This window comes from Streptomyces sp. NPDC088553, assembly GCF_044752965.1.
In the GTDB taxonomy this organism is placed as follows: Bacteria; Actinomycetota; Actinomycetes; order Streptomycetales; family Streptomycetaceae; genus Streptomyces.
This window is the reverse complement of sequence record NZ_JBIVMG010000017.1, coordinates 36,205-59,942: the sequence shown is the minus strand read 5'-3', so window position 1 is coordinate 59,942 and position 23,738 is coordinate 36,205. Positions and strand designations below refer to the sequence as shown.

Sequence of the window (23,738 nt, the reverse complement as noted above, 5' to 3'; positions counted from 1 at the left end):
CGCAGTCTGGGTGGTGCCGGTCGGTCAGTCCTCGCGCAGGGCGTTGACGGCCTCGGCCACGCGCTTGCCGTAGTCCGCGTCGGCGGCGGCGAAGTGCGCGAGGTTCTTCTCGATGACGTCCTCGCGGGACACCTGGGACAGACCGCCGGCGATGTTGGCGACCAGGCGCTTCTTCTCGTCCTCGGACATCAGGCGGTAGAGCTCACCGGCCTGGAAGAAGTCGTCGTCCTTGGTGTGCTGCGGCGCCTCGTGGGTGCCGGTCCAGCCGTGGATCGCGAGCGGGGCGGAGAGCGCCGCGTCGGTCTGGGCCGGGCCCTGGTACGAGTTGGGCTCGTAGTTCTTGTCGTGGCGCGAGCCCTGGCGGGTGGCCATGGCGCCGTCGCGGCCGTAGTTCTCGGCCACGGTCGCCTTGGGGGCGTTCACCGCGAGCTGCGTGTGGTTCACACCGAGGCGGTAGCGGTGGGCGTCGGCGTAGGCGAAGAGGCGGCCCTGGAGCATCTTGTCCGGCGAGGGGCCGATGCCCGGGACGAAGTTGTTCGGGGAGAACGCGGCCTGCTCGACCTCGGCGAAGACGTTGTCCGGGTTGCGGTCGAGGACCAGACGGCCCACGCGCTGCAGCGGGTAGTCGCTGTGCGGCCACACCTTGGTGAGGTCGAAGGGGTTGAAGCGGTAGTCCGCGGCCTCGGCGGCCGGCATCACCTGGACGTACAGGGTCCACGAGGGGTTCACACCGCGCTCGATGGCCTGCAGCAGGTCGGTCTGGTGCGAGTTCGCGTCCTTGCCGACGAGCTCGGCGGCCTGGTCGGCGGAGAGGCTGCGGATGCCCTGGTTCGTCTTGAAGTGGTACTTGACGAAGAAGGCCTCGCCCGCCTCGTTGGTCCACTGGTAGGTGTGCGAGCCGTAGCCGTTCATGTGACGGTACGAGGCCGGGATGCCGCGGTCGCCCATGAGCCAGGTGATCTGGTGGGTGGCCTCGGGGGAGTGGGCCCAGAAGTCCCAGACGTTGTCCGGCTCCTGCTTGCCCGTGAACGGGTCGCGCTTCTGGGAGTGGATGAAGTCGGGGAACTTGATCGGGTCCTTGATGAAGAACACCGGGGTGTTGTTGCCGACGAGGTCGTAGTTGCCCTCTTCGGTGTAGAACTTCAGCGCGAAGCCGCGCGGGTCGCGGACGGCGTCCGCGCCACCGAGCGAGTCGGCCACGGTGGAGAAGCGGATGAAGGTCTCGGTCTTCTTGCCGACCTCACCGAGGAAGTTCGCCCTGGTGTACGCGGTGACGTCGTCGGTCACCTCGAAGTAGCCGTACGCGCCGGAGCCGCGGGCGTGCACCACACGCTCCGGGATCCGCTCACGGTTGAAGCGCGCGAGCTTCTCCAGCAGGTGCTGGTCCTGGAGGAGGAGAGGGCCACCGACGCCGGCGGTGGCGGAGTTCTGGTTGTCGGCGACGGGGGCGCCGGACTCGGTCGTAAGCACGCGCTTCGACATCGTGACCTTCCGTACGGGAGCTCTGGTGACGGTGCGAGGAGCGTAAATTCGGCTCGAACGTGACGTCAACAGTTTGTTGAAAAGGAAGTGTGGTGTTCCGGTCGGCGGCGGCGCCTGGGCGCGACAGGACAGTTGTCAGCGCCGCCACCGACCGGAAATCTGGGGCCCCCGCACATGGGGGCGCTGGATCAGACCTGCTGGCCGGAGAGGCGCTCGACGGCGCGCAGCAGGGCCGAGTGGTCCAGGCCGCCGTCACCCTGGGCGCGCAGCGAGGCCACGAGCTGGGCGACGACCGCGCCGACCGGGAGGGCCGCACCGACGTTGCGGGCTGCGTCGGTGACGATGCCCATGTCCTTGTGGTGCAGGTCGATCCGGAAGCCGGGCTTGAAGTCCCGGTTCAGGAAGTTGTCCTTCTTGCGGGTCAGCACGGTCGAGCCGGCCAGACCGCCGTTGAGGACGTCGAGGGCGGCCTGGAGGTCCACACCGGACTTCTCCAGGAAGACCACGGCCTCGGCGCAGGCCTGGATGTTGACCGCGACGATCAGCTGGTTGGCGGCCTTCACCGTCTGGCCGGAGCCGTGCGGGCCGCAGAGGACGATGGTCTTGCCGAGGGCCTCCAGGATCGGGAGGGCCTCGTCGAAGTCGGCCTTCTCGCCACCGACCATGATCGAGAGCACCGCCTCGATGGCGCCGGCCTCGCCGCCGGAGACGGGGGCGTCGATGACGCGGATGCCCTTCTCCTTGGCGCTCGATGCCAGGTCCACCGAGGTCTGCGGGGTGATCGACGACATGTCGATGATCAGCGCGCCCTGCTTGGCGTTCTCCAGGATGCCGGCCGGGCCGTAGGCGATGGCCTCGACCTGCGGGGACGCGGGCACCATCGTGATGATGACGTCGGCGTCCCTGACGGCGTCGGCGATCGAGGAGGCGGACGTGCCGCCGGCCTTGGCGAGCCGGTCCAGCTTGTCCTGCTCGAGGGTGAAGCCGGTGACCGAGTAGCCGGCCTTGATCAGGTTCTCGGACATGGGCGAACCCATGATGCCGAGGCCGATCCAAGCGATCTTGGGAAGAGTGCTCATGGTGAGGGTGCCTCTCGAAAACAAGGTGGTACGGGGGAGGGGGCGCGGGCCCGCGGACCTGAGGGTCGTCAGCGCGGCCGGCCGGTGGATCAGCGGGCGGGGCGGGCCTCGGCCGGGAGCCACTCGAAGGACGCGGCGGCGTCGGCGGCCTTGTACTCCAGGCCGACCCAGCCGTCGTAGCCGGCCTTCTTCAGCTCGTCGAGCAGCTGCTCGAGCGGCAGGTCGCCGGTGCCCGGCGCGCCGCGGCCCGGGTTGTCCGCGATCTGGACGTGGCCGGTCTTGGCCGCGTACTCCGCGATGACCTGGCTGACGTCCTCGCCGTTCATCGACAGGTGGTAGATGTCGAGGAGGAACTTGGCGTTGCCGAGCCCGGTCGCCGCGTTGACCTTGTCGATCACCTCGATCGCGGAGGGGGCGCTCACCAGCGGGTAGAGCGGCGACTCCGGCTTGTTGAGGGTCTCGACGAGGAGGATCGCGCCGATCCGGTCGGCCGCGCGGGCCGCCAGGACCAGGTTCTCCAGGGCGAGGGTGTCCTGGATCTGCGGGTCGACGCCCTCGACGCGGTTGCCGTAGAGCGCGTTGAGCGCCTTGCAGCCCACCGAGGCGGCGAAGTCGGCGGCCACCTCGATGTTGGCGCGGAAGCGGTCCGACTCGTCCCCGGGCACGGAGAGGGCTCCGCGGTCGGGGCCGGGGAGCTGTCCGGCGTAGAAGTTCAGGCCCACCAGCTGGGTGCCGGCGTCCTCAAGGGCCTTCTTGAGGGCGTCGAGCTCGCTCTGCTCGGGGGTGGCGGTGTCGATCCAGGGCCACCACAGCTCGACCGCGGTGAAGCCCGCCGCGGCGGCGGCCGCGGGGCGCTCCAGGAGCGGGAGTTCCGTGAAGAGGATCGACAGGTTCACATCGAAGCGCTGGTCCGTGTATCCCATGAGGGGCGGCGCTCCTTCCGTATCGCGGAAGTAAGTTTCTGTCTGACGGAATGTTGCAAGGGGGTTGCCACACTTGTCAAGAGGTCCCCGCAGGTCCGGGGCTCCCGTCGGCGGGATCGGGGCCGTAGCGTGGGGCCATGGTGCGTTTGAGAGTGGAGTTCACGACCGAGCCGTTCGACCTCGACGAGGCGCCGGCGCACGCGGTCGTGGCTCGTGAGGTCATCCAGTCGGCTCAGCTGGACGCGGTCGACGTCGGCCCCTTCGGGAACACGGCGGAAGGCGGCGCCGACGAGGTGCTCACCGCCGTCGACGCGCTGCTGCGCCAGTCGCTCGCGGCCGGGGCCACCCGCGTCTCGCTCCAGGTCAATGTGATCGGGGAGGGCGACAAGTGAACGAGCATCCTCTGGTCACCGCGGTGAAGCCGTTGGTCGACGCCATGGGCGCCGAGCTGCTCGTCCCCGCGCAGGCGGAGGCCGACGACGTCGTCCTGTCCTGGGAGGGCGAGGATGTGCTCGCCGTGCGGCTGCCGCAGCTGTCCGAATCCCTCGACCACATCCTCGCCGCGATGGAGCGGCGGCACGGAATGCCGCTGGCCGAACTGGACCGCAAGGCCAAGCAGGAGGCCGTCCGCCTCCTGGAGGCGCGCGGGGCCTTCGCGGTACGCCATGGGGTGGAGACGGTGGCGGGGGCACTGGGTGTCAGCCGCTTCACCGTGTACAACTACCTGAACAGGGAGACCGCTCTGAGCAGGGAAAAGGCCGCCAAGGGCGAGTAGTTGATCATGTGTGGCCATCAGCCGTCGTCCGGATGTCGGGACGACGGCTTTTGTATGGCCGAGTTTTCAACAAAGTGTTGACGTTGTGTTGCGGAGGGCGTTAGCTATCCGCAGCCCGTCCGACGCACAGCGAAAAACAGCCACGGAGGCTTCCCGTGACTTCAGGTACGACACCGGGCCTCACCCGGTTCAACACCTCCGCGGACAGCGAGGCCCTCGCCGCGCTCCACGAGGTGTGTTCCAGTTCGGCGTGGGGGAGCGAGATCCTCGCCCAGCGCCCGTACACCACCGCCGAAGCGCTCTTCCTCGCCAGCGACGCCGCCATGGCCGCGCTGACCGCCGAGGACCTGGCCGAGGCGATGGCGGGGCACCCGCCGATCGGTCGTCCGAAGGCCGGGGACCCGACCTCCTCCCGCGAACAGAGCGGGATGGCCGGCGCCTCAGCGGAGCTCAAGGCCGAGATGCTCGAACTCAACCTGGCCTACCAGGACACGTTCGGACACGTCTTCCTCATCTGCGCCACCGGCCGGACCGGCGAGCAGATGCGCGACGCGCTCCGGCAGCGGATCGGCAACTCGCCCGAGGAGGAGCGGGAGATCGTCCGCACCGAACTGGGCAAGATCAACCGCATCCGGCTGACCCGTCTCGTAGAGACCTCCGAGGAAGAGAGCTCCGCATGAGCACCGACACCACGGCCTCGGTGTCCACGCACATCCTGGACACCAGCATCGGCCGCCCCGCCGAGGGCGTCGCCATCACGCTCGCGGCCCGCAGCGGCCTCGACGCGGAGTGGGTCGCGCTCGGCGGCTCCGCCACCGACGCGGACGGGCGCTGCAAGGACCTGCCGGCGCTGCCGGAGGGCACCACCCACGTACGTCTCGACTTCGAGGTCGAGACCTACTTCTCCAAGAAGCAAGCCGAGGCGCAGCAGGACGCCCCCCGCGTAAGGGACAGCGGTGCGTTCTTCCCGGAGGTGGCGATCACGTTCGCCGTCACGCCGGGCGAGCACTATCACGTACCGCTGCTGCTCAACCCGTTCGGCTACTCCGTATACCGAGGGAGCTAGCAGACATGCCCACGATTCTCGGCCAGAACCAGTACGGCAAAGCAGAGAACCGCGTCGTCAAGATCACGCGGGACGGCGACACCCACCACATCAAGGACCTGAACGTCTCCGTCGCCCTCTCCGGCGACCTCGACGACGTCCACCTCACCGGCTCCAACGCCCACTGCCTCCCCACCGACACGACGAAGAACACCGTCTTCGCGTTCGCCAAGGAGTACGGCATCGAGTCCGCCGAGCAGTTCGGCATCCACCTCGCCCGCCACTTCGTGACGAGCCAGGAGCCGATCAAGAAGGCGCGCATCCGGATCGAGGAGTACGCCTGGGAGCGCATCGCGTCCTCCGAGGCCAACTCCAAGTTCATCGGCGCCGACGAGGTCAACCACTCCTTCGCCCGCAAGGGCCAGGAGACCCGCGTCACCCAGATCACCTACGACGGTGCCACCTGGGAGGTCATCTCCGGCCTCAAGGACCTCGTCGTCATGAACTCCACCAACTCGGAGTTCTGGGGCTACATCAAGGACCAGTACACGACGCTCCAGGAGGCGTACGACCGCATCCTGGCCACGCAGGTGTCCGCCCGCTGGCGGTTCAACTGGACCGACGACGAGCAGCGCATGCCCAACTGGGAGCGGTCCTACGAGCAGACCAAGAAGCACATGCTCGAGGCCTTCTCGGAGACGTACTCGTACTCCCTCCAGCAGACGCTGTACCAGATGGCCACGCGCATCATCAACCACCGCTCGGAGATCGACGAAGTCCGCTTCTCGCTCCCGAACAAGCACCACTTCCTGGTCGACCTCGAGCCCTTCGGCCTCAAGAACGACAACGAGGTCTACTACGCCGCCGACCGCATGTACGGCCTCATCGAGGCCACCGTCCTCCGCGACGGAGCCACGGCGCAGATCCCGGTCGACATGACCAACCTCTAAGCGGCGTCCGCGTGACCGGCCCCCGCCCGCCCGCAGTCGGGCGGGGGCCGCGCCGGACCGGAGGGATTCTCATGGCACAGCCAGCAAAGGGGCCGGCACTCGCCGAAGGCCCGTGTTCCACCCCGCCGGACACGACCGACCAGGTCCACCCGGTGGACGAAAAGCTCCCCGCCTCGCGGCTCGTCCCCGCGGCACTCCAGCACATCGCCGCGATGTACGCCGGCGTCGTCACCCCTCCGCTCATCATCGGCCAGGCGGTCGGCCTGGACGCCGCCGGAATGACCCGGCTCATCGCCGCCAGCCTGCTCATCGCCGGCTGCGCCACCATCCTGCAGACGCTCGGTGTCCGCGGCCTCGCCGGCAACCGGCTGCCGTTCGTCAACGCCGCGTCCTCCGCCGGCATCGCGCCGATGCTCGCCATCGCCGAGACCAGCGCCCCCGGTCACCAACTCCCCGCCATCTACGGTGCGGTGATGGTCGCCGGAGTGTTCTGCCTCGCCGTCGGGCCCTTCTTCGGCAGGCTCCTGCGCTTCTTCCCGCCGCTCGTCACCGGCGTCGTCATCACCCTCATCGGGGTCACCCTGATGCCCGTGCCCGTCGGCTGGGCGCAGGGCGGCGACCGGAACGCCGCCGACTTCGGCGCCATGAGGTACCTGGCACTCGCCTGCTTCACCCTCGTCGTCATCCTGCTCTTCCAGCGCTTCGGCAAGGGCTTCGTCAAGCAGGTCGCCCTGCTGCTCGGCCTCTTCATCGGCACCCTCGCCGCGATCCCCTTCGGGATGGCCGACTTCACCGCCCTGCGCGAGGCGCCCGTCGCGGCCCTGCCCGCCCCCTTCGCCTTCGGCGCCCCCGAGTTCCAGCCCGCCGCGATCCTCTCCCTGTGCATCGTGATGCTGGTCCTGATGACGGAGTCCAGCGCCGGCATGCTCGCCCTCGGCGAGATCTGCGAACGGCGCAGCGACGGCCGGACCATCACCCGCGGCCTGCGCACCGACGGCATCGCCACCCTGATCGGCCCCGTCTTCGGCGGCTTCCCGACCTCGGCCTTCGCCCAGAACGTCGGCGTCGTCTCGCTGACCCGGGTGCGTTCCCGGTACGTGGTCGCCGTCGCCGGCGGCGCCCTGCTCGTCCTCGGCGCCTTCCCGGTCCTCGGCGCGGTCGTCTCCATGGTCCCGATGCCCGTCCTCGGCGGCGCCGGCATCGTCCTCTTCGGCTCGATCGCGGTCAGCGGCATCCGTACCCTGTCGGAAGCCGGACTCGACGACAGCTCCAACATCATCCTGGTGGCCGTCGCGCTGGGAGCGGGCATCATCCCGCTCGCCGCGCCCACCTTCTACGCCGAGTTCCCCGCCTGGGCGCAGACCGTGCTCGGCTCCGGCATCAGCGCCGGCGCGCTCGTCGCCGTCCTGCTGAATCTGTTCTTCCACCATCTCGGCACCCGGAGCCGCCACACGGCTCCGGCACTCAAATCCTCCTAGGGTCCTGCCGTGCCCACACCACCCCCGAGGAATGAAGGAAGCACCGCCATGGCAGCACCTTCGGCAGCCCAGCGCATCGTCATCGAGAACGCGGCGATCGCGACCGTCGACGCGAACGACACCGAGTACGCCTCCGGCCACCTCGTCGTCGCGGACAACAAGATCGAGTCCATCGGCGCCGGCAAGGCTCCCGAGGGCCTGGAGAACGTGGTCCGGCGCATCGACGCCACCGGCCATCTCGTGACGCCCGGTCTCGTCAACACCCACCACCACTTCTACCAGTGGATCACCCGGGGCCTGGCGACCGACCACAACCTGTTCGACTGGCTCGTCGCCCTCTACCCGACCTGGGCGCGGATCGACGAGCAGATGGTGCGCGCCGCGGCGCAGGGCTCGCTGGCCATGATGGCCCGCGGCGGTGTCACGACCGCCATGGACCACCACTACGTGTACCCGGTGAACTCCGGTGACCTGTCCGGTGCCATCATCGGCGCCGCCTCCGAGATGGGCGTCCGCTTCACCCTCGCCCGCGGTTCCATGGACCGCAGCGAGAAGGACGGCGGCCTGCCGCCGGACTTCGCCGTCGAGACCACCGAGGGCGCGCTCGCCGCGACCGAGGAGACGGTGAAGAAGTACCACGACGCCTCCTTCGACGCGATGACCCAGGTCGCCGTCGCCCCCTGCTCGCCCTTCTCCATCTCCACCGAACTCCTCCGGGAGGGCGCCGCGCTCGGCCGCCGCCTCGGTGTGCGCATGCACACCCACGGCTCGGAGACCGTGGAGGAGGAGAAGTTCTGCCACGAGCTGTTCGGCATGGGCCCGACGGACTACTTCGAGTCCACCGGCTTCCTCGGCGAGGACGTGTGGATGGCGCACTGCGTCCACATGAACGACTCCGACATCGCGGCCTTCGCCCGCACCAAGACCGGTGTGGCGCACTGCCCCTCGTCCAACGCGCGTCTCGCCGCCGGCATCGCCCGCGTCCCCGACATGCTGAAGGCGGGCGTACCCGTCGGTCTCGGCGTCGACGGCACCGCCTCCAACGAGTCCGGTGAGCTCCACACCGAGCTGCGCAACGCGCTCCTCATCAACCGGCTCGGCGCCCACCGCGAGGCCGCGCTCAACGCCCGCCAGGCCCTGCGCCTCGGCACCTACGGCGGCGCCCAGGTCCTCGGCCGCGCCGACAACATCGGCTCCCTGGAAGCCGGCAAGCTCGCCGACTTCGTCCTGTGGAAGATCGACGGCCTCGGCCACTCCACCATCGCCGACCCGGTCACCGCCATCGTCTTCGGTGCGGCGGCCCCGGTCACGGCCTCCTTCGTCAACGGCAAGCAGATCGTCGAGAACAACCGACTGCTCACCGTCGACGAGGACACCATCGCGCGCGACGCGCGCGCGGAGGCCCAGCGCCTGGCCCGCATCGCGGCCCAGGGCTGACCCTCCCCATGGAGTCCGACCGAGGGGGACGGCCCTCGGTCGGTCGCCGCGGACCCGAGCGGGGTCCGCGGCAGCCCGACCGGGAGGTGCCGTACGCAGAAGACGTACGGCACCTCCCGGGACGGTGACACCCGCCCGCACCCCCACCGGGCACCCGTCCCCGTGTCGCGGACTCTCCACGCGCGCACCGCACCACCCCCGCACCACCCCGCAACGAGCCGCACCTCCTGCACCCCGCACCGCATCGCACCACCTCCCTGAACCCCGCGTCACCGCCGACGTGTAACCGACCGGAGGAACCGCCGTGGCCGCCAAGCCCCAGGTTCGCAATGCACAAGACGCAGGCTCCGCCCCCGACGACCGCGAGACGCATCCGGTCGACGAGACGTTGCCCCCACTGAAGATGCTCACCAGCGGCCTCCAGCATGTGGCCGCCATGTACGCGGGGGTTGTCGCCCCGCCCCTGATCGTCGGAGCGGCCGTCGGCCTCTCCGGGACCGAACTCACCTTCCTGACCGGCGCCAGCCTCTTCACCGCGGGGCTCGCGACCTTCCTCCAGACGCTCGGGATCTGGAAGATCGGCGCCCGGCTCCCCTTCGTCAACGGCGTCACCTTCGCCGGTGTCGCGCCGATGCTCGCCATCGTCGACACCACCGACGACAAGTCCGACGCGCTCCCCGTGATCTTCGGCGCGATCATCGTCGCCGGCCTGCTCGGCTTCCTCGCCGCCCCCTGGTTCTCCCGGCTCGTGCGGTTCTTCCCGCCGGTCGTCACCGGCACCGTGATCACCCTCATAGGTGTCTCCCTCCTCCCGGTCGCCTTCGGCTGGGCCCAGGGGCCCAACCCCGCGGCCGAGGACTACGGTTCGACCACGTTCCTCACGCTCGCCGGCATCACGCTCGTCGTCGTCCTCCTGCTCCGCCGTTTCACCCGTGGCTTCGTCAAGCAGATCGCGGTCCTCCTGGGCCTCGTCATCGGCACCGTCATCGCCATACCGTTCGGCGTCACCGACTTCTCCCCGGTGACCGAGGCGGACATCGTCGGCTTCCCGACGCCGTTCCACTTCGGCGGCCCGCAGTTCGCCCTCGCCGCGGTCATCTCGATGTGCGTGGTCATGCTGGTGTCGATGACCGAGTCGACCGCCGACATGCTGGCCCTCGGCGAGATCGTCGAACGGCCCGCCGACGAGAAGACCATCGCGGCCGGACTGCGCGCCGACACCCTCGGCTCCGCGATCAGCCCGCTCTTCAACGGCTTCATGTGCAGCGCCTTCGCGCAGAACATCGGCCTGGTCGCCATGACCCGGATCCGCAGCCGCTTCGTCGTCGCCTGCGGCGGTGGCTTCCTGGTCCTGATGGGCCTCTCGCCGGTCGCCGCCTCACTGATCTCGGTCGTCCCCCGGCCGGTCCTCGGCGGCGCGGGCGTCGTCCTCTTCGGCTCGGTCGCCGCCAGCGGCATCCAGACCCTGGTCAAGGCCGGCCTGGAGAAGGACAACAACGTCCTCATCGTGGCCGTCTCGCTGGCCGTGGGCATCATCCCGATCACCGCGCCGGAGTTCTACCACGCCTTCCCGGAGACGGCGAAGATCATCCTGGACTCGGGCATCTCGACCGGCTGCGTCGCGGCTGTCCTGCTCAACGTGGTCTTCAACCACCTGGGCCGGGGCCGGGACGACGACGAGGTCACCGCGCCGATGGAGCCCGGCGAGGAGATCTCCGGCAGCCACACGGCGAAGGCGGCGCACGTCCACTGAACCCGCCCGCTGCCCCACCGCACGCCCCGGTCCCCGCGCACGCCGCGGGGCCCGGGGCCGTGGTGCTGATCAACCCCAACACCTCCGCCGCCACGACCGCGATGATGACCGCCCTCGCCCGGCGCACCCTGGGCGGCGCCTTCCCCGTCCGCGGCGTGACGGTGACCCGGGGCCCGCGCATGCTCACCGACCCCGCCGCGCTGGACGCCGCCGCCCCGGAGGTCGTCGCCGCGGGCCTCCGCGCCACGGCCGCCGACGACTGCGTGGCCCTCCTCGTCGGCGCCTTCGGAGACCCGGGCGCGGCGGAGCTGCGCGCGGTCACCGACGTGCCCGTGGTGGGCCTTGGCGAGGCGGCCCTCGGGGAAGCGGCCGCAGGCGGCACCCCCTTCGGCGTCGCCACCACGACACCGCTGCTGGCCGAGGCCATCGCGGCCCATGTGACGGCGCTCGGCCTCGCCGACCGGTACACGGGCCTTCGCCTGACGGCCGGCGGCCCCGAACGCCTTTCCACCGAACCGGAGTTGCTTCTCGACGAACTGGAGCGCGCGGTCCGCGCGTGCGTGGAACGGGACGGGGCACGAGCCGTGGTCATCGGCGGCGGCCCGCTGGGCGACGCGGCGGAGGAGCTCCGCACCCGGTGCGCGGTCAGGATCGTGGCCCCGATCCCGGCGGCGTGCCGGGCGCTCGCGCGCCTGCTGCAGGGGTGCCGGCCGACGGGCGGCCCACCCGGACCCCGGTGAAGCGAACGGCGCCCCGCCCGCGCTCCGGCGCACCCGACGACGGTGGCGGCGCCCGGCCGCGCCCCGCTCGCCGCGCGCCCGCTCACCCCTCCACCGCGATCCTGCGGCGGCACTCCCGCGCCAGCGCCGGATACGCGGCGCCGATCGCCTCGTACAGCCGTCGCCGCAGCAGCCGCTCGGCCTCGCCGCGCCCGGTCTCCCCGTACAGGCCGTCGAGCAGTGCCTCGTACCGCGCGAGGGCGTGCCGGAGGTAGCTCACCTGCCACCGTACGAGCGCGCCGGCCGGAGCCGCTTCGCCCGGTGGTGTCCCGGGACTCCGCGCGCCCAGGAGCTGCCGGTGCCGGACCGCCCGCCGCTCCAGCTCCGGACCGGGCAGCCGGGGGACCTCGATCGGTTCCGCGCGGATCGCGGCCAGGACGGCGGCCCGGCGCCGCTCGGCGTAGGCCGCGGCGGCCGAGGAGCGGGCCGGTGGGAGCGCCGACGTCTCGGCGAACTCGGGTGTCCGCTCCACCGTCTCGACCCGCGCCAGGAGGTAGAGCCGCAGGGGTGCGGGGGACCAGCGGCGCGGGTCGCGGCCCTGCACATCGGGTGTGCCGAGCAGCTCCCGCACCATCGTGTCGGTCCAGCCGCGCCGCCGTACACCGGCGTGGCTCACATAGGTCGTACGGTCCGTCATGATTCCCCCAGATTCGACTACGGAGAGTGATGTTCTCAGTGAAGCGCACGCCACTGACAACGCCCCCTTGTCGAGCCCGGCCCGACTGTGCGATATAGGTCTGGACCTTTCCGACGGACGGAGGCCGGCCCGTGCAACGCCCGCTCGCCGCAAGCCTGTTGACTACCCTCGCGCTGACGCTCACCCTCACCGGATGCTCCGGCACCGCCGTTCCCGAGGCCAAGGACACCCGCGCCCCCACCGTCCCCTCCGGCGTCACCGCGACGGCGGGCAGCGCCGGCACGGTCCACGTGATGTGGAGCGCGGCCACCGACGACCGGGCCGTCACCGGATACGCGGTCTACAGCGAGGGCCGCAAGATCAAGGACCTCCCCGCCACCACCCTGATGACCGACGTGGCCGGCCTCGCCCCCGCCACCCTCCACCGCTTCACCGTCCGGGCCCGGGACGCCGCCGGCAACGTCTCGCCCCCGAGCGCCACCGTCACCGCGACCACCCTCCGCGCCACCGCCCAGGACCGCACGCCCCCCACCAGGCCGGGCGCGCTCCGCGCGACCCCCGACGGCAGCCGCGCCGTGACCCTCCGCTGGTCCGCGGCCAAGGACGACACCCGGGTCACCGCCTACGACGTCTACCAGGCCGACACCCGCATCCACACCGTGCCCGGCACCGCCACCACCGCCCACGTCACCGGCCTGCGCCCCGGCACCGCCTACGCGTTCACCGTCCGCGCCCGCGACGCCGCCGAGAACTCCTCCCCGGACAGCGTCCCCGCCGACCTCACCACGGCGCCGTCCCCGGGCGCGCCCGCGAACACCGCCCCCACCCGCCTCACCGCGACGGCGGCCAAGGGCGAGATCACCGTCACCTGGACCCCACCGGACACGGGCGCCCCGGTGACCCACCACGAACTCCACCTCAACGGCAGGTTCGCCACCACCATCATCTGGGGCACCGCCCCGCCCCCCGGCCGCGCCACCTACACCTTCCCGGTCCAGGACCCCCCGGGCACCCGCTACACCGTCACCCTCCGCGCCCAACTCCCGGACGGCACCTGGGGCGACCTCTCGGCACCCCGGACGGTGGTGGTGCGCTGACGGCGCCGCGGCACGGCCCGCGGACGGGCCGGAATCGCCCCCTTGCCACCCCCCGTACACGGCCCAGGTCGTCCGCGCCCTGCGGAGACGCCCCCGACGCCGGCGATTCCCCGCCCCCGCCCCCTGCGTCGTACGTCCGATTCGTCCCCCGCCGAACTACCCTGGGAAGCGTGGCCGAGACCGTTCTCACCAACACCGGGCTCGACAGCTTCCTCGACGGAGCACCCGAGCGCCGCGATCCCGTTTTCGTGCGTGCCGCCGAGGCGGTGCTGGGTCTCCTCGCCCTCCGGGGGGCCGACCGGGAGTCGGGGGTGCCCGAGCCGACACCCGGACTCGTACGGCAGCTGCTCGTCGAGGACCTGCCGACCTTCGTGTACGTGCCGCCCGGGGCGCTCGCCGTCTATCCCGCCGTGGTCGGCCGGCTCGCGGCCCGCTTCGACGGGGGCCGGGGCGAACGGGTCGCCGAGGCCCTACGGGAGGCGGCCGGTGACTTCGAGCGGGCCATGACCGACCCGGGGAACCTGACCTGGCACCGGTGGTACGCCTCGCTCCTGCGCACCTGCGGCGCCGACCTCACCGACCCCGAGGACGTACGGCGCAGGCTCGCCGCCCTCGACGGGGCGCCGCTGCCCGACGGGGTGCACCGGGCCGACCTCATGGGGCGTACGGCCCTCGCCGACGTCCTGCTCGCCGAGGCCCTCACACGCGCGTACGTACGGGACGCCGAGGCGCCGCCCGCCGCCGGGCCGCTGCTCACCGACCACGCCGTCGCGACCGGCATCGGGCAGGTGGCCGCCGCGCTCCAGGACCGGTGGACGGCCGCCGGACTCGCCGAGCAGCTCGCCGGGCCGTACGCGCGCTTCGCGCCCGGCCCCGACGACTTCCCCCACCTCGTCCTGGCCGACGCCCTCCTGGACGAGCACCTCGACCACCACGGCGACATCGCCGTCCCCGTACCCCCGCCACCCGCGATCGAGGCGGGGCCGGTCGAGGACGACGCCAACGCCCTCATCACCGCCGTCGAGGAGCTGTCCGAGGAGGAGTTCGAGCCCTACGGGGGCGAGGCCCCGCATCTGCTGTACGTCGTCTACCGGCGCGGCTGCTCGGCCGAGTCCGTCAGCCGCAAGGCCGCCGAGTACGAGGACTGGGCCGTCGATCCGGCCGTGGAGGACCTGGCCGTACCCGTACCGGCGGCGGTGCCGGACGGGGAGACCGAGTCCCCGCACGTCGTCCCGCCCGTCCCCGAGCTCGTACGGCTCCTCGGTACGGCCGATCTGACGGAGGCCGACCGAGCCCGGCTCATCGGCCCCGCCCGTGACCTCGCCGCCGTCCTCGACCGACTCGCCGCCACCGGACTGGTCTTCCGCTCCGGCGACGCCTTCGGACTCACCCCGCGCGGCGCCGGCGTCATCCGCTATCTCCTCGGGGTACGCGGGATCGCCGCCCCCGACGCCGCCGAGGCCAGGGCGTGGCCGGCCTCCGACGCGGTGGCCGCCGCCGTGGGCTGGCCCACCTGCGTGGCCTCGCGCGTGCTCGCCGACTGGCTCCACGCGCGCGGGGACACCGCCGACGCCTGGTCCCGGCTGCTCGCCGCCCTCGGCACCGTCCACGCCGGCACCACGGACGCCGCCGCCACCCGTGGGCTCTTCGCCGTCCTCGACACCGCCGCCGCCCCGCCCGAGGCCCTGCGCGGAGCCCTCCGCGACCCGGTGATCGGCGCGTACGCCCATCAGGCCCTCCGCGCGCGGGGAGAGCCCTCCGACCTGATCCAGGTGGGGATCTCGGCACGGGCGCTGTTCGTGCTCGACGCGCTGCCCGCCAAGAAGGGGCCCCTGGAGTCCCGCCGTGCCGCCTTCGACACGGCGGCCGCCGCCTGGCCGGGTGGTTCCGCCGCCCTGGTCCGGGCGATGCGGGCGGCCGACCGCCACGAGGCCGAGCGGGTCCTCGGCCCGCTCGGCCTGGCGCCGTAGTCCTCGTCGGCCCGCTCTGCCTCGCGTCGACGTCCTCCTCGGCCCGCTCGCGCGTGGCGCCGTCGTCCCTACCCCGCCGTGAGGTACATCGCCGACGGTCCCGACCCCGCCGTGTTCCGGCAGCTGTGATTGCCCGTCGGGCGGGCGTGGACCAGGGCCAGGCAGCGGCCGAGGGCCTGCTGGCCGTAGGCGTTGGGGTGCATGGACTCCTGGACGAGCCCCTGGGTGCTCTGGCTGTCGATCCAGCGCGCCCACTCGCTCGTCGTCCCCGACGCCGGCGCCGTGGACGTCACCTGACGGCTCGCCTTCGCGCACACCTCGCGCCCCTGGAGCGCGTCCCGCAGGTCCATGAACTGCACGCCCTTGGCCGCCGCGACGCCCTTGAGGCGGTTGGCGAGCTGGGGGACGAGCGAGTCGCGGGCCCAGTCGGAGTCGGCGTTCCAGAAGGGGCAGCCACCGGTGTTGGTCCGCGTCCAGCCGCTCTCGCCGTAGCGGTTGTCGGCCGCGCGCGGGATGGGGGAGGGGTACGACTGGAGGACGATCCGGTAGTCCGACGCGGCGTATCCGGAGGCGGACATGACGGCCCGGATCTCGTCGACGGACGTGCCGACGTCCGCCATCACCCCGTCGATCCTCGCGTCGACCGCGGCCTGCTGGTCGTCGTGGCAGTAGGAGTACCAGACGATGTAGTCGGTCGCGCACGTGGTGATGATGTCGGCGAAGCCGAGGTCGTTGCCGCCGATGGACAGGGCGATCAGCTTCACGTCGTGCGAGGCGGCCACGGCCGCCAGCTGGTCGGCCTGCGGGGCCTCGCCCTTGTACGCCTGGCCGCCCCGCGAGGCGCGGATGACGTTCTTCGTGGTCGCCCCGGAGCAGGCGAGGTTGACCAGGGAGCTCGCGAGCGCGCCGGCGCTCTTCACCTCGGCGGTGTCCGAGCGGTGGCAGCCGCCCGCGGTGGCGCCGTACACCCGGGACGGGTCGTAACCGCTGCCCGTCCAGGCCCGGTCGGTGCCGTTGCGGCTGCCGCTGTTGGTGAGGCTGTTGCCCTGCCAGCGGCCGGCCTCCCCGGAGATGTAGCTGTCGCCCATGGTGACGACGGCGGTGGGCCCGGTGCCGGCGGAGGCGTGGGCGGAGGGGGTGGCGACGGAGGCGAGCCCGGCGGCGGTACACAGTGCCAGGAGTGCGCGCAGCGCACGGTGGGGGGACGAAGGCATGGCTGTGCTCCTGCGGTACGCAGTGACGTGGGGGACAGCCGCCGGCCGGTGGCATGGCGGAATCTGTCACCCGCCGGCTTGTTACCGCTAGGTAGCTGCATATCTCGGTTCCGTCACGTCCCCTGTGGGCCCACAGGAACGGGAACAGGGCCCCGTCTCCGGTGCTGTGCGACACCGGGACGAAGCCCTGCTCAGGTGCTGTCCGACCGCTGTGCGGGCCGTCGGGTCAGCCGTACTGCTCCGAGATCAGCCGACCAGCTGCTCGTACGCGGGGAGGGTCAGGAAGTCGGCGTAGTCGGCGTCGAGGGAGACGTGCAGGAGCAGATCGTGCGCCTGCTGCCACTTGCCGGCCGCGAAGGCCTCCTCGCCGATCTCCTCGCGGATCGCGGCCAGCTCCTCGGCGGCGACCTTGCGGGCCAGCTCCGGAGTGGCCTTCTCGCCGTTCTCGAAGACCACCCCGGCGTTGATCCACTGCCAGATCTGCGAGCGCGAGATCTCGGCGGTGGCCGCGTCCTCCATCAGGTTGAAGATGGCGACGGCGCCGAGGCCGCGGAGCCAGGCCTCGATGTAGCGGGTGCCGACCTGCACGGCGCTGACCAGGCCCGCGTACGTCGGCTTGGCGTCCAGCGAGTCGATGGCGATCAGGTCGCCGGCCGCGACCGAGACGTCCTCGCGGAGGCGGTCCTTCTGGTTCGGCTTCTCGCCGAGGACGGCGTCGAAGGAAGCCATCGCGATCGGGACCAGGTCGGGGTGGGCGACCCACGAGCCGTCGAAGCCGTCGCCGGCCTCGCGGTCCTTGTCGGCCTTGACCTTCTCGAACGCGACCTTGTTGACGTCGGCGTCCTTGCGGGACGGGATGAACGCCGCCATGCCGCCGATCGCGTGCGCGCCGCGCTTGTGGCAGGTGCGCACGAGGAGCTCGGTGTACGCGCGCATGAACGGGGCCGTCATCGTGACCGCGTTGCGGTCCGGAAGGACGAACTTGGCGCCGCCGTCACGGAAGTTCTTGACGATGGAGAACAGGTAGTCCCAGCGGCCCGCGTTCAACCCGGCGGCGTGGTCGCGGAGTTCGTAGAGGATCTCCTCCATCTCGTACGCGGCCGTGATGGTCTCGATGAGGACCGTGGCGCGGACGGTGCCCTGCGGGATGCCGACGTAGTCCTGGGCGAAGACGAAGATCTCGTTCCAGAGGCGGGCCTCCAGGTGCGACTCCGTCTTCGGCAGGTAGAAGTACGGGCCCTTGCCGAGGTCGATCAGCCGCTGGGCGTTGTGGAAGAAGTACAGGCCGAAGTCGACGAGCGCGCCGGGGACCGGGCGGCCGTCGAAGGTGAGGTGACGCTCCTCCAGGTGCCAGCCGCGGGGCCGCATGACGACCGTCGCCAGCTCGCCGGCCGGCTTGAGGGCGTACGACTTGCCCGAGCGCGGGTCCGTGAAGTCGATCTTCCGGGCGTACGCGTCGATCAGGTTGAGCTGGCCCAGGACCACGTTCTCCCAGGTCGGCGCGGAGGCGTCCTCGAAGTCGGCGAGCCAGACCTTCGCGCCGGAGTTGAGCGCGTTGATCGTCATCTTGCGGTCGGTCGGGCCGGTGATCTCGACTCGGCGGTCGTTCAGGGCCGCCGGGGCCGGCGCGACCTTCCAGGAGTCGTCGGCGCGGATCGCGGCGGTCTCCGGCAGGAAGTCCAGGGTGGACGTGCGGGCGATCTCGGCGCGACGCTCCGCTCGGCGGGCGAGGAGCTCGTCCCGGCGCGGGGTGAACCGCCGGTGCAGTTCGGCGACGAAGGCCAGGGCGGCCTCGGTGAGCACCTCTTCCTGACGCGGCAGGGGCTCGGCATCGACGACGGCCAGGGGGGACGGCGCTGGTGCGGACATGAACTGTCACTTCCTTCAGCGGACTTCACGGGCGGTGCCAGACGGCCGCCGGGCGTCGCGGGACGGCACGCAGTGCCGCAGGCGCCGAGATACGGCCGCAAGCGCCTTCTGAACCGACAGGCGCTTCTGAACAGTGGATACTAGTTTCCTCATGGTGGAAGTTCAATGGTTTGTTGATGTCGAGATTCTCCGGATCGACAGACCATGGCGCTGGGTGCCACGCCCTTCACTCCAGGTGCGCCAGATCCTCCTCGGTGTCGATGTCATAGGGCTCGGCCACATCCGAACAGTCCACCGGGGTGATCGCATCCCGGTGAGCCGCCAGATAGTCCCGCGCGCCCCGGTCGCCCACCGCGAGCTCGGCGATCCCCGACCAGTGCCCGGCGCCGAACAGCACCGGATGGCCCCGCTGCCCGTCGTACGAGGCCGCCGCGAGCGACTCCCGCGAGACGTACGCCGCCCGGACCCGGGCCGCCGCCTCCGCCCCGATCCCCGGCTGGTCGACCAGCAGGACGAGCGCCGCGTCCACCCCGCGCGGATCGGCGGCCAGCGAGTCGAGCCCCGCCCGCAGCGAGGACCCCATCCCCTCGGCCCACTCCGGGTTGTCCACGAGCACGCACCCGGGGAGCTCCGCCCGCTCCCGTACCACCTCGGCGGACGCGCCCAGCACCACATGCACCACATCGCACCCGGCCGCGCGCAGCACCCCCACGGCGTGCTCGACCAGGGGTCGCCCCCGATGCGTGAGCAGCGCCTTGGGCCGCCCGCCGAGCCGCCGCCCACCCCCGGCGGCGAGCAGCAGTCCGGCGACGAGTGGCGTGTGGACATCCGTTCGGTCATGCGCTGTTGTCATGGGGACTGCATACCTCATCAGGCGGAATCACACGGTCGCCTGAATTACCCGGGCGAAGGGTGGCGCGGTGGGGTGGCGAAGGAGTTAACTGACCCGCGACTCACGGCGCCCGACCACCGCCCGGGGTCGGCTCGGAGCGCTGCTCCGGGTGTTCGGAGTATGGAGTTCTGCGCACAGTGTCGTGCGAGGGGGAGAACCATGTTGCGAAGCGTGGGGCAGAGGCGAGTGACCGGCGAGGGCGTGGACCCGAGAGTGTCCGAACTGCGGTCCGCCGTGTCCCGGCTCCGCCGTGAACTGGCCGCCCACCGGGTCGAGTTCGCCGACCGGGGCATCGCCGAGGACGAACTCGCCGCGCTCGACGCGATGGCGCTGAGCGGCGCCCCCGAGGTACGGCGGCTGCGCCGCTCGCTGCTGCTCGTCGCGGGATCGGTCGGCTCCGTCAGCGCGCTCGCGGACGGGCTCGACGGGGTCCGGCGTGCGGTGGAACTCTTCGGGCCGCCGACCCCCCGGGGGCCGGTCGACTGACGGGTGCGCGGGGGCGGCCGTGGCGTGACAGGTCTACGGTGGCGGCTGCGGCGCGGCGGGAGTCCGAGGGCAGCCGTGGCGGGACGGGCGTGCGGTGACCCGGGGCTAGCGCCTGATCAGCCGGCGGGCCGTCGCCGTCGCCACCGCCGCCGTGCGCGAGTCCACGCCGAGCTTCGCGAAGACATGCACCAGATGGGACTTCACCGTCGCCTGGCTCAGGAACAGCACCTTGCTGATCTGCTGGTTCGACAGTCCCTCGCCCACCAGCTGGAGCACCTCCAGCTCGCGCTTGGTCAGAGCCTCCGCCGGGGTCCGCATCCGGTCCATCAGCCGGTGCGCCACCGCCGGTGCGAGCGCCGACTGCCCGGCCGCCGCCGTACGGACCGCCGCCGCCAGCTCCTCCGGCGGCGCGTCCTTCAGGAGGTAGCCGGAGGCGCCCGCCTCCACCGCCGCCAGGATGTCCGCGTCCGTGTCGTACGTCGTCAGGACCAGCACCTTCGGTCCCCCGGGCACCGCCGTGATCGCCGCCGTCGCCTCCGAACCGTGCATCCCGGAGCCGAACTGCAGGTCCATCAGGACCACGTCCACACCCCCGGCCGCGGCCAGCTCCACCGCGCGCTCGGCGGTCGCCGCCTCCGCGACGACGGCGAAGTCCGGCTCCGTGTCCAGGACCGCGCGCAGGCCCGCCCGTACGACCGGGTGGTCGTCGGCCAGCAGAAGACGGATGGTCATGCTCTTCACGCTCCAGCGGGGAGGGGGAGGGACACGGCGACGGCCGTGCCCTGGCCGGGGGCGGACTCGACGGTGAACGTGCCGCCCAGCGACTCCGCGCGCGAGCGCATCGCCGGAAGACCGAAACCGCCGTCGGAGCAGGGCCGTACCGCGCCGGGTTCAAAACCCCCGCCGTCGTCCACCACGTCCAGGGTCACCGAGGCGTCCATGAACGACAGGGTGATCTCCGCGCGCGACGCGCCCGCGTGCCGCACCGTGTTCGCGAGCGCCGACTGGGCGATGCGGAGCAGCGCCACCTCGTACGGGGTCGGCAGCTCGACCGGCGTGCCGCTGACGGAGAAACGGACCCGCGGCCCGGCCCCCGGCTCGCACAGGCGCTCCAGGGCCGCCGCCAGGGAGCCGCGCTCCAGGTCCGGCGGTGACAGGGCCCGGACGAAACGCCTGGCCTCCGCCAGATTGCCCTGGGCCTCCTGCCGGGCCCGGTCGATGTGGCCCGCCGCGGGGGAGTCCGGCGGCAGCGCCCGCTCGGCCGCCCGGAGCAGCAGCTGGATCGAGGACAGGCCCTGCGCGAGCGTGTCGTGGATCTCGCGGGCGAGCCGCTCCCGCTCGGCCAGCGTCCCGGCGTGCCGCTCCGCCGCCGCCAGCTCCGCCCGCGTCTCGATCAGCTCCTCGATCAGCCGGCGCCGCCGCTCGCTCTCCCGGTACAGCGCGTGGTAGCCGAGGACCGTCGCCACCGCGACCGCCGCGCCGAGCAGCGGCCCGATGAAGACCCCGGGGTTGAGCGCGGCGCCGTGCCCCACGTACGAGAGGATCGCCGCGACCGCCGTCAGCGCGACCGCCGGCAGCGACCAGCGGGCGGGCAGCAGGTGCAGCTGGAGGAAGTAGAGCGGGAAGGCCACCCAGAGCGCCTCCGGGGTCAGCCACAGCATCGCGAGCCAGCACAAGCCCAGGACGCCCAGCCACACCGCGGCGGCCCGCTGGGAGTCCCGTACGGACGGCAGGGACGACCCGGCGGCGTAGACCGCGCCCGTCACCACCGCGAGCGCCGTCCCGGCGGCCGAGTCGGCCCGTACCGCCGCGAGGACGAGCAGGCCCGCCATCAGCAGGTGCAGACAGAGGCGCAGCACGCGCAGGACGGGCGTGAGGGGCCGCTGGGTGGGGTGGAGGGAGGAGTGGGGCGCGGGGCGGGGGGAGGAGTGGGGATCCATGTCCCCTCCAGCCTAGACAGCGGCAGACAATCCGGGCTCAACCAAAAGTTTGATGACGGAGCCATCCGTGGCGCGATGCCCGTCGAGGCCCTCGCCGACCACCCTGGTCAGCATGTTCGTCGCATGGAGAGACCTCGGATTCGCCAAGGGGCGGTTCGCGCTCATGGGCACCGTGATCGTGCTGATCACCCTGCTCGTGGGCCTGTTGTCCGGACTGACCGCCGGGCTCGCGCGGGAGAACATCTCCGCGATCACCGGCCTGCCCGCCGACCGGCTCGCCTTCGCGGCGCCGCCGTCCGGGCAGTCGGTCTCCTTCACCAACTCGACGGTGACGGAGAAGCAGTGGGACGCGTGGGCCGAGCGGCCCGGGGTGACCGCGGCCTCGCCGCTCGGCATCCGGACGCTCAACGGCGCCGCCGGGGACCGCACCGCCGCCGTGTCCGCCTTCGGTACGGAGCCGGAGGGCGGGCTCGCACCCGTGGCGCCCGCCCCGGGGAAGGCCGTGCTCTCGGAGTCGGCGGCCGAGGAGCTGGGCGTCGCCGTCGGTGACCCCGTCCGCCTCGGCCCCGTGGAGCTCACCGTCGCGGCGGTCGCGGGCGATGCCTCGTACAGCCACACGCCGGTCGTGTGGACGACCCTCGACGACTGGCAGCGGCTCGGCCACAGCGGCACCGGCGGGGAGGAGCAGGCCACCGTCGTCGCGCTCCGCGGCGGCGGGGCCACCGACTGGGGCGCGGGCGACGAGGCCGTCGGCACCGAGGCGCGGACCCCCGCCGAGGCCCTCACCGCCATAGGGTCCTACCAGGCCGAGAACGGCTCGCTCCAGCTCATGCGCGGCTTCCTCTTCGCCATCTCGGCCCTCGTCATAGGAGCCTTCTTCACCGTCTGGACCATCCAGCGGAGCGGCGACGTGGCCGTCCTGAAGGCCCTCGGCGCCTCGACCCCGTACCTCCTCAAGGACGCCCTCGGGCAGGCGGTCCTGATGCTCACGGCGGGCACGCTGCTCGGGACCGGGCTCGCCGTCGGCGTCGGGGCGCTGGTCAGCGGCGGGAACGTGCCGTTCGTCCTCGAACCGCTGACCGTGCTCGGGCCGGCCGCCGTGATCGTCGTGCTCGGAGTCCTCGGGGCGGCGCTGTCCATCCGGCGGATCACCGCCGTCGATCCCCTCACCGCGCTCGGGAGTGCCCGATGAGTCTCGTCCTCGATGCCGTCACCCTCACCTACCCGGACGGCGACGGCCGGCTGACCGCGCTCGACGCGGTCTCCCTCACCGTCCCCGCCGGCTCCCTCACGGCCGTCGTCGGCCCTTCCGGCTCCGGCAAGTCCAGCCTGCTCGCGGTCGCCGCGACGCTGGTGACACCGGACCGGGGACGGGTCGTCGTCGACGGTACGGAGACGGGGGAGCTGGACGCGGCCGGGCGGGCGGCGCTGCGGCGGGAGCGGATCGGGATCGTGTTCCAGCAGCCGAACCTGCTGCCGTCGCTCACGGCGGCGGAACAACTCCAGGTGATGGCGCACGTCTCGGGGCGGCCGGCGAAGTCGGCCCGCGGCCGGGCTCTGGAACTCCTCGACGCGGTGGGCCTCGCGGACCTGGCGGGGCGCCGGCCGCACCAGCTGTCCGGGGGACAGCGGCAGCGGGTCAACATCGCGCGGGCGCTGATGAACGAACCGGCGGTCCTGCTCGTCGACGAGCCGACGAGTGCGCTCGATCATGAACGGGGGGCGGCGGTGATGGAGCTGCTCGCGGGGCTCACGGTGGGGAGGGGGACGGCGACGGTGCTGGTGACGCATGACAGGGCGCACGCGGGGCGGGCGGATCGGGTGGTGGAGGTCAAGGACGGCCACCTGTCGGAACCGGCCCACATCTGACCCAGCGAGCCTTGCCGCGGGCCACGCCCCCCGTTGTGGGCATTCGGGGCGTGGGGGGGGGCC

General features: G+C 72.0%; 23 protein-coding genes. 14 read left to right on the top strand and 9 right to left on the bottom strand.

The window, feature by feature from the left end; translation table 11 throughout:
- Positions 1-24 precede the first annotated feature (24 nt).
- From ACIP8Z_RS36915 to ACIP8Z_RS36905, 3 genes are all read right to left on the bottom strand, one after another.
- Positions 25-1,482, bottom strand: coding sequence for a catalase (locus ACIP8Z_RS36915; RefSeq protein ID WP_402091265.1), 1,458 nt, complete (start codon positions 1,480-1,482; stop codon positions 25-27).
- 188 nt (positions 1,483-1,670) lie between these two features.
- Positions 1,671-2,561, bottom strand: a complete 891-nt coding sequence (locus ACIP8Z_RS36910) for a 2-hydroxy-3-oxopropionate reductase (RefSeq protein ID WP_402091263.1) — start codon at positions 2,559-2,561, stop codon at positions 1,671-1,673.
- Between the two features lie 89 nt (positions 2,562-2,650).
- Positions 2,651-3,484, bottom strand: a complete 834-nt coding sequence (locus ACIP8Z_RS36905) for a TIM barrel protein (protein WP_402091261.1) — start codon at positions 3,482-3,484, stop codon at positions 2,651-2,653.
- Positions 3,485-3,624: 140 nt separating this feature from the next.
- Here ACIP8Z_RS36905 and ACIP8Z_RS36900 point away from each other — a divergent pair, with 140 nt between their 5' ends.
- The 9 genes from ACIP8Z_RS36900 to ACIP8Z_RS36860 all read left to right on the top strand — a co-directional run bounded on the left by ACIP8Z_RS36900 (position 3,625) and on the right by ACIP8Z_RS36860 (position 11,662).
- Positions 3,625-3,876 carry a thiamine-binding protein gene (locus ACIP8Z_RS36900; RefSeq protein ID WP_402091387.1) on the top strand — a complete coding sequence of 84 codons (252 nt, stop codon included), beginning with the start codon at positions 3,625-3,627 and terminating at the stop codon, positions 3,874-3,876.
- Between the two features lie 44 nt (positions 3,877-3,920).
- Complete coding sequence (locus ACIP8Z_RS36895) at positions 3,921-4,259, top strand: helix-turn-helix domain-containing protein (RefSeq protein ID WP_051820705.1); 339 nt, start codon at positions 3,921-3,923, stop codon at positions 4,257-4,259.
- 155 nt (positions 4,260-4,414) lie between these two features.
- On the top strand, positions 4,415-4,939 hold the full coding sequence (uraD, locus tag ACIP8Z_RS36890) for a 2-oxo-4-hydroxy-4-carboxy-5-ureidoimidazoline decarboxylase (protein ID WP_402091259.1): 525 nt from the start codon (positions 4,415-4,417) through the stop codon (positions 4,937-4,939).
- Positions 4,936-5,325, top strand: coding sequence for a hydroxyisourate hydrolase (uraH, locus tag ACIP8Z_RS36885; RefSeq protein WP_402091257.1), 390 nt, complete (start codon positions 4,936-4,938; stop codon positions 5,323-5,325). The genes uraD and uraH overlap by 4 nt, the downstream gene beginning before the upstream one ends.
- A 5-nt stretch (positions 5,326-5,330) precedes the next feature.
- The gene (gene pucL, locus ACIP8Z_RS36880) at positions 5,331-6,254 is read left to right on the top strand and encodes a factor-independent urate hydroxylase (RefSeq protein WP_402091255.1); all 924 of its coding nucleotides are present in this window, start codon (positions 5,331-5,333) and stop codon (positions 6,252-6,254) included.
- 71 nt (positions 6,255-6,325) lie between these two features.
- Entirely contained in the window at positions 6,326-7,732 is a 1,407-nt protein-coding gene (locus ACIP8Z_RS36875) for a nucleobase:cation symporter-2 family protein (protein WP_402091253.1), read from the top strand.
- 48 nt (positions 7,733-7,780) lie between these two features.
- A complete protein-coding gene (locus ACIP8Z_RS36870) occupies positions 7,781-9,169 on the top strand; it encodes an 8-oxoguanine deaminase (protein WP_402091250.1) in 1,389 nt (462 codons plus the stop codon).
- A 304-nt stretch (positions 9,170-9,473) separates the two neighbouring features.
- On the top strand, positions 9,474-10,922 hold the full coding sequence (locus tag ACIP8Z_RS36865; RefSeq protein ID WP_402091248.1) for a nucleobase:cation symporter-2 family protein: 1,449 nt from the start codon (positions 9,474-9,476) through the stop codon (positions 10,920-10,922).
- Positions 10,923-10,981: 59 nt separating this feature from the next.
- The gene (locus tag ACIP8Z_RS36860) at positions 10,982-11,662 is read left to right on the top strand and encodes an aspartate/glutamate racemase family protein (RefSeq protein WP_402091247.1); all 681 of its coding nucleotides are present in this window, start codon (positions 10,982-10,984) and stop codon (positions 11,660-11,662) included.
- An 82-nt stretch (positions 11,663-11,744) separates the two neighbouring features.
- Here the strand turns inward: ACIP8Z_RS36860 and ACIP8Z_RS36855 are convergent, their stop codons facing one another.
- Positions 11,745-12,338 (bottom strand): hypothetical protein, encoded by a 594-nt coding sequence (locus ACIP8Z_RS36855; RefSeq protein ID WP_402091245.1) that lies wholly within the window; start codon positions 12,336-12,338, stop codon positions 11,745-11,747.
- A 131-nt stretch (positions 12,339-12,469) separates the two neighbouring features.
- Between ACIP8Z_RS36855 and ACIP8Z_RS36850 the strand changes: the two genes are divergently transcribed.
- Together ACIP8Z_RS36850 and ACIP8Z_RS36845 are read left to right on the top strand one after the other, a co-directional pair.
- On the top strand, positions 12,470-13,435 hold the full coding sequence (locus ACIP8Z_RS36850) for a fibronectin type III domain-containing protein (protein WP_402091243.1): 966 nt from the start codon (positions 12,470-12,472) through the stop codon (positions 13,433-13,435).
- Between the two features lie 170 nt (positions 13,436-13,605).
- Positions 13,606-15,405: a hypothetical protein gene (locus ACIP8Z_RS36845; protein ID WP_402091241.1), complete on the top strand. Its 1,800-nt coding sequence runs from the start codon at positions 13,606-13,608 to the stop codon at positions 15,403-15,405.
- 68 nt (positions 15,406-15,473) lie between these two features.
- Here ACIP8Z_RS36845 and ACIP8Z_RS36840 read toward each other — a convergent pair whose 3' ends face one another.
- The 3 genes from ACIP8Z_RS36840 to ACIP8Z_RS36830 all read right to left on the bottom strand — a co-directional run bounded on the left by ACIP8Z_RS36840 (position 15,474) and on the right by ACIP8Z_RS36830 (position 19,341).
- On the bottom strand, positions 15,474-16,619 hold the full coding sequence (locus ACIP8Z_RS36840; protein ID WP_402091239.1) for a GDSL-type esterase/lipase family protein: 1,146 nt from the start codon (positions 16,617-16,619) through the stop codon (positions 15,474-15,476).
- 246 nt (positions 16,620-16,865) lie between these two features.
- On the bottom strand, positions 16,866-18,488 hold the full coding sequence (aceB, locus tag ACIP8Z_RS36835) for a malate synthase A (RefSeq protein WP_402091237.1): 1,623 nt from the start codon (positions 18,486-18,488) through the stop codon (positions 16,866-16,868).
- A 226-nt stretch (positions 18,489-18,714) separates the two neighbouring features.
- Positions 18,715-19,341, bottom strand: coding sequence for an NTP transferase domain-containing protein (locus ACIP8Z_RS36830; protein WP_402091234.1), 627 nt, complete (start codon positions 19,339-19,341; stop codon positions 18,715-18,717).
- Between the two features lie 198 nt (positions 19,342-19,539).
- Between ACIP8Z_RS36830 and ACIP8Z_RS36825 the strand changes: the two genes are divergently transcribed.
- Complete coding sequence (locus tag ACIP8Z_RS36825) at positions 19,540-19,866, top strand: DUF5955 family protein (protein ID WP_319321552.1); 327 nt, start codon at positions 19,540-19,542, stop codon at positions 19,864-19,866.
- A gap of 105 nt (positions 19,867-19,971) precedes the next feature.
- On the opposite strand, the gene ACIP8Z_RS36820 is transcribed toward ACIP8Z_RS36825, so the two are convergent.
- Together ACIP8Z_RS36820 and ACIP8Z_RS36815 are read right to left on the bottom strand one after the other, a co-directional pair.
- The gene (locus tag ACIP8Z_RS36820; RefSeq protein WP_319321549.1) at positions 19,972-20,598 is read right to left on the bottom strand and encodes a response regulator transcription factor; all 627 of its coding nucleotides are present in this window, start codon (positions 20,596-20,598) and stop codon (positions 19,972-19,974) included.
- 5 nt (positions 20,599-20,603) lie between these two features.
- On the bottom strand, positions 20,604-21,806 hold the full coding sequence (locus ACIP8Z_RS36815) for a histidine kinase (protein WP_402091231.1): 1,203 nt from the start codon (positions 21,804-21,806) through the stop codon (positions 20,604-20,606).
- Between the two features lie 112 nt (positions 21,807-21,918).
- Between ACIP8Z_RS36815 and ACIP8Z_RS36810 the strand changes: the two genes are divergently transcribed.
- Together ACIP8Z_RS36810 and ACIP8Z_RS36805 are read left to right on the top strand one after the other, a co-directional pair.
- Entirely contained in the window at positions 21,919-22,998 is a 1,080-nt protein-coding gene (locus ACIP8Z_RS36810) for an ABC transporter permease (RefSeq protein ID WP_402091229.1), read from the top strand.
- A complete protein-coding gene (locus ACIP8Z_RS36805; protein ID WP_402091226.1) occupies positions 22,995-23,675 on the top strand; it encodes an ABC transporter ATP-binding protein in 681 nt (226 codons plus the stop codon). The genes ACIP8Z_RS36810 and ACIP8Z_RS36805 overlap by 4 nt, the downstream gene beginning before the upstream one ends.
- The last annotated feature ends 63 nt before the right edge of the window (positions 23,676-23,738 follow it).

What these genes read in the sequence shown, in the direction of transcription:
- ACIP8Z_RS36915 (WP_402091265.1), bottom strand. Translation starts at nt 1,482, where the DNA reads ATGTCGAAGCGCGTGCTTACGACCGAGTCCGGCGCCCCCGTCGCCGAC.
- ACIP8Z_RS36910 (WP_402091263.1), bottom strand. Translation starts at nt 2,561, where the DNA reads ATGAGCACTCTTCCCAAGATCGCTTGGATCGGCCTCGGCATCATGGGT.
- ACIP8Z_RS36905 (WP_402091261.1), bottom strand. Translation starts at nt 3,484, where the DNA reads ATGGGATACACGGACCAGCGCTTCGATGTGAACCTGTCGATCCTCTTC.
- ACIP8Z_RS36895 (WP_051820705.1), top strand. Translation starts at nt 3,921, where the DNA reads ATGGGCGCCGAGCTGCTCGTCCCCGCGCAGGCGGAGGCCGACGACGTC.
- uraH (WP_402091257.1), top strand. Translation starts at nt 4,936, where the DNA reads ATGAGCACCGACACCACGGCCTCGGTGTCCACGCACATCCTGGACACC.
- pucL (WP_402091255.1), top strand. Translation starts at nt 5,331, where the DNA reads ATGCCCACGATTCTCGGCCAGAACCAGTACGGCAAAGCAGAGAACCGC.
- ACIP8Z_RS36875 (WP_402091253.1), top strand. Translation starts at nt 6,326, where the DNA reads ATGGCACAGCCAGCAAAGGGGCCGGCACTCGCCGAAGGCCCGTGTTCC.
- ACIP8Z_RS36870 (WP_402091250.1), top strand. Translation starts at nt 7,781, where the DNA reads ATGGCAGCACCTTCGGCAGCCCAGCGCATCGTCATCGAGAACGCGGCG.
- ACIP8Z_RS36855 (WP_402091245.1), bottom strand. Translation starts at nt 12,338, where the DNA reads ATGACGGACCGTACGACCTATGTGAGCCACGCCGGTGTACGGCGGCGC.
- ACIP8Z_RS36840 (WP_402091239.1), bottom strand. Translation starts at nt 16,619, where the DNA reads ATGCCTTCGTCCCCCCACCGTGCGCTGCGCGCACTCCTGGCACTGTGT.
- aceB (WP_402091237.1), bottom strand. Translation starts at nt 18,488, where the DNA reads ATGTCCGCACCAGCGCCGTCCCCCCTGGCCGTCGTCGATGCCGAGCCC.
- ACIP8Z_RS36830 (WP_402091234.1), bottom strand. Translation starts at nt 19,341, where the DNA reads ATGACAACAGCGCATGACCGAACGGATGTCCACACGCCACTCGTCGCC.
- ACIP8Z_RS36825 (WP_319321552.1), top strand. Translation starts at nt 19,540, where the DNA reads ATGTTGCGAAGCGTGGGGCAGAGGCGAGTGACCGGCGAGGGCGTGGAC.
- ACIP8Z_RS36820 (WP_319321549.1), bottom strand. Translation starts at nt 20,598, where the DNA reads ATGACCATCCGTCTTCTGCTGGCCGACGACCACCCGGTCGTACGGGCG.
- ACIP8Z_RS36815 (WP_402091231.1), bottom strand. Translation starts at nt 21,806, where the DNA reads ATGGATCCCCACTCCTCCCCCCGCCCCGCGCCCCACTCCTCCCTCCAC.
- ACIP8Z_RS36810 (WP_402091229.1), top strand. Translation starts at nt 21,919, where the DNA reads ATGTTCGTCGCATGGAGAGACCTCGGATTCGCCAAGGGGCGGTTCGCG.
- ACIP8Z_RS36805 (WP_402091226.1), top strand. Translation starts at nt 22,995, where the DNA reads ATGAGTCTCGTCCTCGATGCCGTCACCCTCACCTACCCGGACGGCGAC.